Here is a 14097-nt window from a genome sequence, read left to right on the forward strand (position 1 = left end):
ATTTATTCGTTTAGAGCGCGATAAATAAATAACTGATTGTTAGTAATTACTTTTTCGTTGTCTTTCAAGCCTTTTGAGATGTAGGTTACATCGCCCACGACTCTGTATACGTCTACCTGTCTGGTCTCAATGTTGTTGCGGTCTTTGAAAATCATGACAAAGTTTTTACTCTTATCAAAAACAATTGCTTTACTGGGTACGGCTATCATAGAGTCACTTTCGCTATACGATAGTTTAATATTTGCGTTCATATCAGGTTTTAACATGTACCCGGGATTCTCCAGTTTTATACGTGCCTGCATGGCTTTAGTTTCGGGATCAATTACATTAAAGATTTTATCTACTTTACCTTTGAAAACTTTATCAGGATAACTTAGCGTGGTAACATCAGCATCGATACCCAGTTTTACTTTATTGATATCAATTTCGTTGATGTTGGCTAACGCCCAAACTTCACTGATTTCGGCAATATCAAAGATGTTTTCGGAGCGGTCATTTCGCAATAACATGTCCTGATTAATGCTTTTTTGAATGATAAAGCCACTAATTGGGGCAGTTACTTCGTAAATAGACCCCGCTTTGATATTGTAAATTTTATAGGTTTCCTGAACTTTACTCAATTGCGATTGCGCTTTATTTACTTCTGATTTCGCCTGAAGTACATCACTTTCAGAGTTTAGCTTTCCGTCAAATAATTCCTGAGCTACTTTCAGATGATTTTTAGCAACCAACAAATCATTTTTAGCATCAATGGATTGTTTTTCAAAATCAGCAATATCAGTACTTTTTATGGTGGCCAAAACCTGACCTTTACGGACATAATCTCCTAGTTCTACATTTACTTTGATTACGTTTCCGCCTACGAGAGGATAAACATCAATCATTTTGTTATTATCAGCCGTAATTTTTCCGTAAAAGCTCAATACATTTTTTACCGGTTGTGTTTTCGCTTCTGCTGTAGTAGTTGTTTTTAGCATCGATTCGCTTAAAGCAAAAGAAGTATTAGTGCTTGGGTTTTCAACTTCTTTTTTGCAGCTTAGGACTGATAAACTTACGAGAACAATTCCTATTAGTAGTTTATATTTCATTTTGTTTAATTTTAGAATAAGTCTTTGTTGATGGTACTATTTAGTTCTTCACCCGAAAGGATAACTTTTTTCTTGAGTTCATTTACCTGAACAGAAGCCTGATTGTAACTTTCCATAAAATCGGTAAATTCTAATAAACTGATATTTCGTTTCTGGAAATTGGTTAAGATTCCTTTATAAACTGCTTCAAAATCTGAATTAACAGTAGGTTTTATGATCACATAGTTTTTACGGGATTCTTCCCATTTGTTCCATGCAGTTGTAATTTCGGTTTGCAATTGAAGGTCAAAATTTTGCTTTTCAATTTTTGACTGCTCGAGAATCGTTTTTGCATACTTAATATTTCCTTTGTTTTTGTTCCAAAGTGGCAGTGGAATTCCAAGTGTCAGATTGGCCTCTCTGTTAAAAGCCCCGCTGCGCTGATCATAGGTAGCACCAACAGTAATATCAGGGACGGATAGTGCTTTTTGCCATTTTACATTGATTTCATTGGCCTCGATATCTTTTTGCTTGGCTAAATAGTCCGGGCGGTTTGCAATGGCTTCATCCTGAAATGTTTTAAGATCAAAAGGGATGGTTTTGGTATACTTATTAAATTCTTCCTTAGTAACTTCCGGAACAACATTTTCGGTAGAGTTTAGTAATAGTTTTAAGTTGCCCTGTTCTTCGATATTTTCATTGACAACCTCCATACGCTCATTTTTGAAGTTTAAGTAAAGCGATTGCAGACGAACAAGATCTCGTAAAGGAATATTACCTTTTTCGACCTGTATAGAGTAGGAGCTTATCAAATCTTCGATATGCGCTAGCTGGTTGTCAGTAGTTTCGAGACTTTTTTTGTTGTAGTACACAGTGTAAAAGCTCTTTCTCAACTGAAGTTTTAAAGTTCGCAGTAAATCATTGAACTGTAACTCAGCCAATTGTTCATTGGTTTGTGCCAGTTTTATTTCATTGCGTTTTTTTCCGCCTAAATAAATTAATTGCTCGATACCAAATGCTTTTTGCCCTTGTTTGCCAATATCAAAATACTGATTTCTTTCGGGGTTGTAAGCATTCAGCTCTGCTGTTAATGACGGGTTATCCCAAATTCGGGCCTGAATAGTTAATGCTTTTGACGCATCAATATTATATTGTGATGCCAACAAAAAGAGGTTGTTTTTAAGGAATTGGCTTTCACAGTCCTGAAGGCTGACCGTTTTTTGAGCCAAAACTACCGGACCGATAAGTACAAGTAGGAATGCACAGAGTTTTCTCATTGTATCAAATTTAATTTATACAAATATGCTATCACGGGACTTTAAGAGACCTTAAAATCTACCTTAAAAATAACTTAAAATAAATTACAAATGAAAAAATAACTGAAATAAATTCGTGTTAATATCTGGAACACTGTAGGTTATAGATGCATTGTGAAGTGTGAGAATGCGATGAACAATCCTTAGTCCAAGACCAAAGCCAGTAGTGCCTTTCGAGTTTTTACCACGCATAAAAGGCTGAAAAAGATTTTTTTGTTCTTCTTCGTTTAAGGTTTGTCCTGTGTTTGAAATGGAGATGACTAAGTGATCATCCTGCGTACTTATAATTACTTTGGCTTGTTTGTTATCTGAATAAACACAGGCATTTTTCAGGATATTGCTTATGGCAATTTCCAATAAGTTCTTATTACCATTTATTTCTAAAGCGGTATCCAGATTGTTGCTTTCTTCTATTTCAAATAAAATTAGAAATTCCGGATAACTTTTGTTCAGATTTTCAATAGCTGAAAACAAAATTTCATCCATACGATGAACTTCTTTGTTTTCGTTTTTCTTATTGTCTATTTTAGAAAGGATCAATAGCGAATTAATTAATTCAGTCAATTGATTGATGTCTGACAATATCGTTTTTAGAAAGCTTTTTCCTTTGTCAGATGTTGCTGGATCAGCAATTGTATTTTCAATCTGTGAGGTAATTCTGGATAGGGGAGTTCTCAACTCATGTGAGGCATTGGCCGTAAATTCTTTTTGTTTTTGATAGGAAACTTCAATTCGATCCATCATGAAATTAAATTCATTGGCGATCAGATCAATTTCATTTTTGTTGTTTTTTGAAGCAACACGAGTATCGAGATTATTCTCGTTGATATTTTTTATTTTTTGGTGAAAAATATTTAACGGGCTCATGGCTTTTTTAACCATAAAAGAGGTTAGAACCCAACAGATACAAGTAAAAAAGATATAGGAAATAATAAGCGTATACCTTAGGAAAAGTAATTTTCGTTTACCATAATCGTCGGTGGCAGATATCAGAGCATAAAAATCCCTGTCTTTTGTATCATAAAAAACACCATATACTTCGTAATCACCCTGCTGTTTAAAGAATGTTTTATGTTTTCTAAGGTATTTCAGATCTTCAATTGACCAATTAATCTTGGCATCGTCAATACTACTGTAGATGAGTTTGAAGTTAGAATCAAAGACCAGTGTTTTCTCATCATACAGTTGGTTAATGGAATTCTGATCAATAACTTTTAAAAGTTGATCGTCAACTTCTTTAACGTTAACGAGAAGTTTAATGTTTGAAAGAGCTTTAATTTCCAATCGATCACGAAATTCCTCTTTTCTGAAATTAGAGTATAAAACAAATATCAATGTAGAAGCCAATCCGAAAAGGATTGTAAATAATAAACTTACTAAAAGTGATATTCGGTTTTTTAAAGTCATTCCTGATCGCTTAAATAATATCCGTAACCCACTTTGGTACGAATAAGTTTAACAGTATGGTCCTTGTCGATTTTCTTTCTTAAAAAATTAATATAAACTTCAATGGTATTCTGATTGGTTTCGATGTGATAATCCCAAAGTTTTTCAGCAATAAATTGTTTCGATAAGACTTTACCTTTGGCATGGGCCAGGATTAAAATGAGCTTGAATTCTTTAGGAGTAAGTTTGATTTCTTCGTTTGATCGAAATACTTTCATATCGCTTTCCAGAATTTCCAGATCTGCAATCGTTATTTTAGTTTCTACCTGTTGTGGAATTTCTTTTCGACGTAGTAGAGAAGTACTTCTGGCATACAGTTCCTTAAAATGAAAGGGTTTAACCAGATAATCGTCGGCACCATTATCAAAAGAAGCCAATTTATCCTCAATTTCACTAAAAGCAGTGAGCATAATAATCGGAGTCTTTTTATCGACTTCCCGAATACCTTTACACACTTCAATTCCGTTACTTCCGGGAACATTAATATCCAGAATAATTAAATCATATTCATAGGGGAAATACTTCTTCAATAGTAATGAACCATCATAATAAGAAAAACACTCGAATCCATTTGAAGTAAAGAATGCAGAGATTTCTTTCGATAAGGTAAAATCGTCTTCGAGCAGGAGTATTTTCATAGTGTTCTGTTTGCGTTATGAGATGTAAGATGTGAGTTGTGGGCAATGTGTTAAGGGGGATTAGTCCATTTCTTTTTACATTTTACAACTCACATCTTACTTTATTTTTTTATTAACCAAGGAACTAGGTACTTAGAGCTAATTACTAAGAACTAATCACCACTTAGTTAAAATAAGAAAAAGTTTCGTTGTTCTCAATTTTCAGTAAGGATTCATAAATCAATTGAATCACATTTTCAACGTCCTCTCTTTGTACCATTTCTACGGTAGTATGCATATAACGCAGAGGCAGGGAAATTAATGCTGAAGCCACACCACCATTACTGTAAGCAAAAGCATCAGTATCTGTTCCGGTAGCGCGCGATGTTGCATGACGCTGAAACGGAATTTTTTTCTCTTCGGCAGTATCAACAATAAGATCACGCAGTTTATTTTGAACGGCCGGGGCATATGCAATTACAGGCCCTTTCCCCATTTTTAAATCTCCTTCTACTTTTTTATCAATCATAGGAGTGGTAGTATCATGGCAAACATCGGTTACGATAGCCACATTAGGTTTAATGGTCTGAGCAATCATTTCGGCTCCGCGTAGACCAATCTCTTCCTGAACAGAATTTACGATATACAAACCAAAAGGTAGTGTTTTATTATTTTCTTTTAATAAACGAGCTACTTCGGCTATCATAAAGCCACCCATTCTGTTATCGATCGCACGGCATACAAATTTATTTTCGTTCAAAATCATAAATTCATCCGGATACGTAATCACACATCCTACGTGAACACCCAATGCTTCAACCTGCTCTTTGGTTTCACAACCTAAATCGATAAAGATATTACTGATTTTTGGTGTTTCTTCCTTGTCACGTAAACGGGTATGAATGGCTGGCCATCCGAAAACACCTTTTACAATTCCTTTTTTAGTATGAATGTGAACTCTCTTTGAAGGTGCAATCAGATGATCGGAACCACCATTTCTGATTACGTATAATAAACCGTCATCTGTGATATAATTAACATACCATGAAATTTCATCGGCATGACCTTCAATAACTACCTTGAATGGAGCATCGGGGTTAATAACTCCCACAGCCGTTCCGTAAGTATCCGTAATAAAAGTGTCTACGTAAGGTTTTAGATAATTCATCCAAAGTTTTTGCCCTTCGCTTTCGTAGCCCGTAGGGGAGGCATTATTGAGATAGCTTTCCAGGAAAGCAATTGAGGTATCATTTAAGATTGATTTTGTGCTCATAAAAATATTTTTTTGCTAATTTATAAATTTGGTATCAGAGTTGTATATAAATATATAATTTTACATTTAAATTATGACTCGATGAGATTTACTGCCCCTATTTTATTTTTTATATTGATTTCGTTAACAAGTCAGGCTCAGGTGAAACCGAAAGAGAATGAGCAAATGGGTTACATATTAACGGAACAGGATTCTATTTTGAATGACACGATTGAACTGCCCGAAATTATTATTTCGAAGGAAAAGCTGGATCCCGAAGCACAAAAACAATTTGCGATTCTTCAAAACCGTGTTTACAAAGTATACCCGTATGCAAGACTTGCAGCTGATCGATTAACAGCGTTGAATAACGGAATGGCGCGCTTGAAAACCAACCGTGAAAAGAAAAAATACTTTAAGATTGTAGAAGATTATCTCAATAACGAATTTGAAGCAAGACTTAAAAAACTTTCCCGTAAACAAGGACAGATTTTAGTCAAGCTTGTTCACAGGCAGACCGGAATAACGACCTATGAATTAATCAAAACCTTAAAAAGTGGTTTTAAAGCTTTTGTATCCAATACAACAGCAAGTCTATTCGACATTAGTCTGAAAATGGAATACAAGCCATTTGAATCCAATGAGGATTATTTAATTGAAACGATTCTGGTCAGGGCATTTGATTCCGGAAAACTCGTGAATCAAAAAGCAGCAAATCCTGTAAATTATGATGATTTGATGAATCATTGGGAAACAAAAGCAAAAGAGACTAAAGCCGAAAAATAGCACTATTTTATTTAAAGCATAATTGATAAAGACCTACAGATATTTCTGTAGGTTTTTTTTTATTGTTTTAAGTTTTGGATTACAAGGTTAACTTAGGTTTAAGAGAATATACTTACTTATTTTTGCTAACTGAGATTTCTCTCTGATAGCCCGTAAAATCAGTATTTTTTGTTATATATTTTGTAGTTAAACCATGTTTACTTTGTTTTTTTAACAAATTAACTGGGAATATAATTTGTTAATTATAGTTTAATTTGTAGGTTTACGATCTTAACAACCACTAAGTTAACCAAAAACCAATTTATTTATGAGATTAAAACTACTTACACTATTGGTGTTATTAGTGGCCATTCCCATTTGGTCGCAGAAGACATCAGAAAGTGATTTTGTAATTTCTTTAAATGGAAACAAAATCACAACTACTTCAAATTTTAAACAGCAGTTTAAAGACAAAAAAAGCACAGCTAAGCAGAGCCTGAAAACAGAGTATACTTTGCTGCAGTTTACAAAAATTCCTTCTGTGGAAGAACAACAAAAGTTGAAAACACAAGGAATAACTTTACTTAGTTATTTATCGAATAACGCTTATTATGTAGAAATTGCTCCTGAGTTTTATAACAAAAGCAGTGTTTCTGATAACATAAGAGCAGTGATTGCAGTCGATCCGAAATATAAATTGGATCCTATGATTGTGGATAACGCTATCCCGGATTATGCTGCAGCAGGTGGTAACGGGATTAAAGTTGTTGTGAGCTATTTTAAAGGTGTTGATCGTAAGCGTGTTGAGCAGGACTTAGCAGGCTTGTTTTTAAAAAACAGTAATAACGATACAGCGTTTAATGAAATTTATATCCAGGCCTCCAAAGAAAAATTAGAAGAGGTAGCGAAATTCAATTGGGTACAAAACATTGAGTTGGTTGCTCCACCGGTAGAAAGCGATAATAAGCCGGGTGTAACTTCGCATAAAGCAAATGTTTTGGGATCTACTATTCCTGGTCTTGGTTATGGATTAACCGGTAAAGGAGTGAAAATTGGTGTTTGGGATGGTAACCTTGAACCTCACAAAGATCACACTGGTAGAGTTATCAATAGAGAATACGAATCAAATTCTTCACATGGAGATCACGTTTCAGGTACTATTGGCGGTGCTGGTTTATTGGATCCTAAGGCAAGAGGTATGGCTCCGGAAGTACAAATGTACGGTTGGAATTTTAATACTCAGTCTAACGGTTTAAGCGTTCAGCAAGAAAGAGTGAAAGCCGCGAATGAAGATGGTATTGAATTAACATCAAATTCGTATGGAGTAAATTTAACTTCAGGTTATAATACCAGAAGATACGATACCGGAGATCGTGGTGACGATAATGTTACTGTAACATTTCCTTATCTTTTGAATATTTATTCGAATGGAAATGCACAAACAGCATACCCTAGCGGATTTAACACATCAACAAAAAATTCAAAAAATGCACTACACGTAGCGGCAAATAATCCTGATGATTTAATCAGTTCTTATAGTAGTTTTGGACCAACTATCGATGGACGTTTGGTTCCTCAAATTGCTGCTGTAGGTACAAATGTGTATTCATTAGATTATAGTAATTCGTACCAGATCATGAGTGGTACCTCGATGGCTACTCCTGGAACTACAGGTACAGTTGCTTTATTGTATGAAAGGTACAAGAATATTTACGAGACAAAACCATTAGCATCTTTAATGAAGGCCTTAGTGACAGGAACTTCTAAAGACGCTGGAAATCCTGGTCCTGACTATAAATATGGTTTCGGAAATCTAAATGGTCTTAGAGCTGTTAGAGCTTTAGATAACAAAACATTTTATTCTAACACAGTAGCTAACGGTCAAAGCTATGAGAAAGAAATTGTTGTACCGGCAGGATTAGTGACTTTAAAAGTGTTACTTGCTTACACAGATTTGCAGGGAACACCAGGAGCCTCTTCTGTTTTGGTAAACGATTTGGATGTGAAAATTGTAAAAGACGGTGTAACCACTTTGCCTTGGGTTTTAAATGCTACAACACCAAATGCTAATGCGGTTCGTGGAGTGGACAATTTAAATAATATTGAACAAATCACTTTGGATAATCCTGCTGCAGGAACTTATAAAATTATCGTTAGCGGTACTAGAGTGCCTATTGGTACACAAGAGTTTTCTGTGGTGTATGATTTAGTAGCTCCTGAATTAGTTTTAACTTATCCTATCGGAGGAGAGAAATTTAATACAGATACTACAGAATACATTCGTTGGGACTATGAAGGAGAAGCAAAACCTTTTACAATCGAATATTCTGTTGATGGAGGGATTAACTATCAGGTCATAGCAAAAGATGTTCCTTCTGCTGCCAGAAATTTTGCTTGGAAAGTTCCTGCTGGAATTGTAGCTAATGCAAAAATAAGAGTAATTGCAGGTTCAAAAGTGGATACTTCAAGAGAGGTGTTTAATATTATTACAGAGCCTAAAAATTTAGTGATAGCGCCATCAGCATGTGGTGTTTCATCTTATAAAATGGATTGGGATCCAATTCCGGGAGCAAAGTATGAAGTGCTAAAAATGAATGGATACAAGTTTGATGTTGTCGCAACAGTAACTGATCCTACTTATACTTTTGCAGTATCAGTTGGAGAAGATAACTGGTTTTCAGTAAGATCCATTGATATCGCAACGGGAATTGTTTCTGAAAGAGTAAGAGCCGTAAACGTTGAGCCGGTTTCTAAAGCTGTAGTTAGTGCTGCGACTCTTCCTTTTACAGAGAATTTTAATTCCAGAAAAGCTGCAAATTATGTATTTTCTAAAGGAACAACAGGTTTAGTAAAGTATGAGTATATTAATGCAGATTTTGTAGACGGAGCAAAAATGGCCGGATCAGGTGATGTATCAGCTTCTCCTTGGGCAGCAAGTACATCGGCAAATGCTTTTGCTAACAACTCTAATTTTGTTAAGAAAGTTTCATTTTGTGATATCGATGCTACAAGTCTGACAGGTAAAACAATTGGACTTAAATTTAATTTAATCTGGACTACAGTTGGTGCTTCACCACTACCAAACAAAAACTTCTTTAGACTTGTTGTAAATGGTAATCCAGTGAATAGTTACGAAAACATTGGTGTTTACGGTGGAACAGCTACGTCTGGTAATACAGAGTTATTATACGATTTATCGGCTTATGCGGGAACTATCTTTAGCGTAGCTTTTGAATCGGTTATGGATAACGATGTGCAAGTAATAGCGAATGATAACGTTTACAATTCTGTTTTTATTGATAATGTTTCCATTTTTGAGGCAACTGCGACGGATGTTGAATTAACTTCATTAACTCCAAATGCAGGAATTACAGCCAGTGAAACTGTAAAAGTAAAAGTATTCAATCACTCTCCTGTTGCGGTAAGCAATGTACCAGTTTCTTATAAAATTGATAGTGGAGCAGAAGTGATTGAAACTATTCCGGGACCAATTAATCCTTTTACCGAAGCATCTTATGATTTTGTGCAAAAAGCAGATTTTTCAACACCAAAACTTTATAAAGTAGTTGGAAATGTAAATTATACAGGTGATACAGTTGTGGATAATAATACGTTAGTGGGAAGTGTTCGTAACACAGGAACTGATGTTTTAATGGGCGGAGCTACTCCGGTATCTACTTGTGCAGCGACATTTACAGATAGTGGTTCGCGTTATGCAAATTATGGAGATAATCTTTCGCAAACTATTACTTTTAAACCTGCAACAGCTGGAAATAGTATTAAGGTAACTTTTTCTGCTTTTAATGTTGAGCAGGATTATGACTACTTATATGTGTACAACGGAACAACTACATCTGCTCCTTTATTAGGTACCTTTACAGGAAATACTTTACCTCCTTCATTAACGTCAACAGCTACAGGAGGGGAGTTGACTTTTAGATTTACTTCAGACAGTAATACAAATGAATTAGGATGGGTTGCTGATATAGAATGTGTAGTGAAACCAACAGTAACAGATGTATCTGTAGTTTCAATCACTACACCTGAAGTTTTAGGAAAAAAGACTAATGCACACAATGTGACTATTAGAGTTAGTAATTTAGGAACGACTGCTTTGACCAATCATCCGGTATTTTATCAGGTAAACGGAGGAGCAAAAGTTACAGAAACTGTTCCAACTATAGGAGCTAATACTACGGTAAATTTCACTTTTGCAACTAAAGCAGATCTATCAGTTGTAGATGCTACTTATACTATCAAGGCGGGAGCTGATTTGCCGGATGCAAATGCAGCTAACGATGCAGTTGAAAAAGTAGTGTACAATAAAAACGAATTACCGGTTCACACCAATACAAATGGATATGCAATTTCACGCTTCAAATGGAATGATGTGGTTAATAATTCTGGAACTACAGCGTATTCAGATTTTAAAAACATAAAAATTCCGGTTTATGCTGGCTTTACTTATCAGCCAGAAGCAACAATTACAAAAACCGAAACACCAATTGTCAACAACTTGTCATCGTCTGCAACGGGAGTATTTACTATGATTGTTGTTGATTTAAATGGAGATGGTAATTTGACAGATGAATTTTATGCAGGGAATTTTTGGGTAAACACTACTCCAACTTCTGCGGCACCTGCGATACCATCAACAACAAGTACACATTATTTCAGAAATAATGCTACATTAGCAGGAGGATTTACTATTCCGGCAAATACAACTTCTGGTGAAAAATTAATGCGTGTTTTGCACATGTTCCGTTCTCCATTAGAATATTACAATGTGAATCTTGGGCCAACTTTTGATGGATTAACAAGTTCAAGAAGTGATTTTGAAGTAGAGGAGTACACTATTAACGTACTACCTTTTACAGCTGCCGATGTTAGTATTGATGCAATTTCAGCACCAATTAAACCAGGTAATGCTCCTGTGACAGTTTCAGCTGTAATTCGTAATTATTCAACAGTAGCTATTAATAATTTCCCGGTTGCTTACAAGATTAATGGAGGAGCTGAAGTAGTTCAAAATCAGACAACTTCAATTCCGGCAGGAGGAACAGCTCCTATTGCATTTACTACTAAAGCAGATTTAGGAGCGCCTGGTGATTATACAATTCAGGTTTACACTAAACTGTCAGGGGATACCGATCCTTTAAATGATTCTAAATCAATAAGTCTTTCGCATGCTGTAAATCATCCTGTAAATGTGACTGGAACTTTTGATGGAGTAAATGACTTTATCAAAATAGACGCTACACCGGCATTGAATCTTACTAGTAATTATACTTATGAGCTTTGGGTAAATCAGACTAAACCGTCAGTTTTTGGACGGCTATTGGATAAGAGTACGGCATTAGTTTTTATTCACAACAATAATAATTTGTCTACGTATAAAGAGAATAGTTTAGTTATCTCTATTACTACTGCTACAGGATCGTACGTAATTAATACAGGAGTAAATACCATTAAACAAAACACATGGCATCACATCGCTTATACGGTAAGTCCGGCTTTCGTGTATACAGTTTATATTGATGGAGTTTCAGTTCCTTATACCAGTACAGGTACTGCTGGGGCAGCAAGCTCAAATACTAACGCACCTGCTTATATAGGTAATAATACAGGACTAGCTCGTGGTTTAAATGGTAATATTGATGAAGTTCGTATTTGGTCAGGAGTTCGTAATCAGGCAACAATTGCTGCAAATTCAACGACGAAATACATCGGAAACGAACCAGGATTATTAGCGTATTACAGTTTTTCAGAAGGTGACAAACCGTTCGTTTTTGATAGTACGATAAATGACAACACCGCTGTTGTAACCAATGCTGATACTAATGGTTTAGGCGATGGTAAATTCTGGAATGTACCAGTTCTATTGCAAAAGATAGATTTTGTAAATCAATTATCAACAAGTTATGATGCACCTACCAAAACGTTTACTGTAATATTAAACAATGGGTCAGATATTACAAATGCAATTGCCAACTATACTTTAGGAATGAAAAGTATTGCAAAAATTGGTGGTGTAACACAAGTGAACGGAATGACACCAAACGATTATACCAATCCAATTACTTTAACAGTAGAAGGTGTTGGTTTTAATACCGGAATTACCGAAACTTATACTGTGAAAGTAGTTACTGGTTTAAGTAATGAAAGTAAATTACTTTCTTATGATTTTAAAACAGTTTCGAATCCAGGTTTACCACAGGAAATTTACACAGATATTGTTGGAAATAACGCTACTAAAACAGTACCGTTCGGTTACAATGTTTCAAGCCTAGTTGCAGATTTTACGGTTTCACCAGGCGCTGAGCTTTATGTTGACGGTGTAAAACAGCTTAATTCTAAAGTAACTGCTTCAGATTACCGTAATAGTTTCTTAGTAACAGTTGTTTCAGAGAATAAGCAATCTCAAACTAACTATACGGTAGATATTAATGCAAAAAATACTAAAGCAGGTATCTTGTCTTATTCAGTAGCTAATCAGGTAGGAACAAGTGTTATTGATCCTGTAGCTAAAACGGTAAAAGTTCAGGTAAACAATAATGCTAATTTAAGCGCTTTAGTACCTAATGTTCAGGTTTCTGATTTCGCTACATTACGTATCGGGACTTATATTCAGACTAGTGGAGTGACAACATTAAATTATACTGGACCGGTATCTTATAATGTATTGGCACAAAGCGGAAATATTGAGTATTGGACGTTGACAATTGAATCGGCTAAACCTACAATTACACTTTTAGGTAATGCAGTCATTTCAATTGATAAAGGTTGTGTGTACACAGATCCAGGTTATACAGCTGTAGATAATACAAATGCTGATATTACTTCTTCGGTTATCGTTTCAGGTACTGTTGATGTAAATACTCCGGGACAATATGTAATAACATATACGGTAAAAGATGCATTGCAAAATCAAGCTACAGTAACACGTACAGTAAATGTATCAAGTACAACATGTACATTGGGGCTACCAACTAATGCTATTGAAGGTTTTGTATTATATCCAAATCCGGTTACCGAAGGTAAGGTTCACATACAATCAGCTTCAAGTAGTCCTAAAAACATTGTGATATCTGATATGACAGGAAAGAAAATACTTTCTGTTCAAACAGAAAAAACAGAATTGAATGTTTTAGGCTTGCCAAGCGGTGTGTATTTAATAAGAGTAGAACAGGATGGGAATACATCTATAGAAAAATTAATCATTAGATAATTTCGCAGACTAGTTCTAGGTAATTAGCAATTTACAACCCGACAGGTTTTCAAAACCTGTCGGGTTTGTTTTTTACTACCTATATATAAGGAGTGATTCTGTCCAGCTGAATATAAGAGTAGTTTCTGTCCAGCAGAGCGAAGTCGAAGCTTGGTATTTGAGATTCTATACTATATATAAGAGTAGTTTTTCTGTCCAGCTGAGCGAAGTCGAAGCTTTATCCCGCTATCCGCTTCAATCTTTTGCTTTTTAAAGGAAAAATCAAAAGGATTTCCACTACTATCGGGGCTAGGGTATGGGTTTTCAAAAGAAATAAGGCAAGAAAAACAAAAACTTCGCGCCTTTGCGTCTTTGCGAGATTAGTAAGAAACCAGTAAAAATGGGGCTTTGTATCTAGTAGTTTCAT

8 protein-coding genes are annotated in these 14097 nt (G+C 35.2%); 2 read left to right on the plus strand and 6 right to left on the minus strand.

What is annotated here, in order from left to right:
- Positions 1-2: 2 nt before the first annotated feature.
- The 5 genes from BHE19_RS01740 to BHE19_RS01760 form a co-directional block, all read right to left on the minus strand.
- Positions 3-1088, minus strand: a complete 1086-nt coding sequence (locus BHE19_RS01740) for an efflux RND transporter periplasmic adaptor subunit (RefSeq protein ID WP_070905698.1) — start codon at positions 1086-1088, stop codon at positions 3-5.
- Positions 1089-1099: 11 nt separating this feature from the next.
- Complete coding sequence (locus BHE19_RS01745) at positions 1100-2344, minus strand: TolC family protein (RefSeq protein ID WP_070905699.1); 1245 nt, start codon at positions 2342-2344, stop codon at positions 1100-1102.
- Between the two features lie 84 nt (positions 2345-2428).
- A complete protein-coding gene (locus BHE19_RS01750) occupies positions 2429-3790 on the minus strand; it encodes a sensor histidine kinase (RefSeq protein ID WP_070905700.1) in 1362 nt (453 codons plus the stop codon).
- Positions 3787-4467 (minus strand): response regulator transcription factor, encoded by a 681-nt coding sequence (locus BHE19_RS01755; RefSeq protein ID WP_017496380.1) that lies wholly within the window; start codon positions 4465-4467, stop codon positions 3787-3789. Before BHE19_RS01755 ends, BHE19_RS01750 begins: the two co-directional genes overlap by 4 nt.
- A gap of 163 nt (positions 4468-4630) precedes the next feature.
- Entirely contained in the window at positions 4631-5719 is a 1089-nt protein-coding gene (locus BHE19_RS01760; RefSeq protein WP_017496379.1) for a M42 family metallopeptidase, read from the minus strand.
- An 81-nt stretch (positions 5720-5800) separates the two neighbouring features.
- Between BHE19_RS01760 and BHE19_RS01765 the strand changes: the two genes are divergently transcribed.
- Together BHE19_RS01765 and BHE19_RS01770 are read left to right on the plus strand one after the other, a co-directional pair.
- Positions 5801-6484, plus strand: a complete 684-nt coding sequence (locus BHE19_RS01765; RefSeq protein WP_070905701.1) for a DUF4294 domain-containing protein — start codon at positions 5801-5803, stop codon at positions 6482-6484.
- 307 nt (positions 6485-6791) lie between these two features.
- Positions 6792-13691, plus strand: a complete 6900-nt coding sequence (locus tag BHE19_RS01770) for a S8 family serine peptidase (RefSeq protein WP_070905702.1) — start codon at positions 6792-6794, stop codon at positions 13689-13691.
- 217 nt (positions 13692-13908) lie between these two features.
- Here BHE19_RS01770 and BHE19_RS22875 read toward each other — a convergent pair.
- Positions 13909-14097: hypothetical protein (locus tag BHE19_RS22875; RefSeq protein WP_070905703.1), on the minus strand; the 189-nt coding region annotated here is incomplete at its 5' end.

Source organism: Flavobacterium tructae (genome assembly GCF_001853485.1).
Lineage (GTDB): Bacteria > Bacteroidota > Bacteroidia > Flavobacteriales > Flavobacteriaceae > Flavobacterium > Flavobacterium tructae.

Excerpts from the sequence above, each read along its gene's own strand:
- BHE19_RS01740 (WP_070905698.1), bottom strand. The coding sequence starts at position 1,088 with ATGAAATATAAACTACTAATAGGAATTGTTCTCGTAAGTTTATCAGTC.
- BHE19_RS01745 (WP_070905699.1), bottom strand. The coding sequence starts at position 2,344 with ATGAGAAAACTCTGTGCATTCCTACTTGTACTTATCGGTCCGGTAGTT.
- BHE19_RS01750 (WP_070905700.1), bottom strand. The coding sequence starts at position 3,790 with ATGACTTTAAAAAACCGAATATCACTTTTAGTAAGTTTATTATTTACA.
- BHE19_RS01755 (WP_017496380.1), bottom strand. The coding sequence starts at position 4,467 with ATGAAAATACTCCTGCTCGAAGACGATTTTACCTTATCGAAAGAAATC.
- BHE19_RS01760 (WP_017496379.1), bottom strand. The coding sequence starts at position 5,719 with ATGAGCACAAAATCAATCTTAAATGATACCTCAATTGCTTTCCTGGAA.
- BHE19_RS01765 (WP_070905701.1), top strand. The coding sequence starts at position 5,801 with ATGAGATTTACTGCCCCTATTTTATTTTTTATATTGATTTCGTTAACA.
- BHE19_RS01770 (WP_070905702.1), top strand. The coding sequence starts at position 6,792 with ATGAGATTAAAACTACTTACACTATTGGTGTTATTAGTGGCCATTCCC.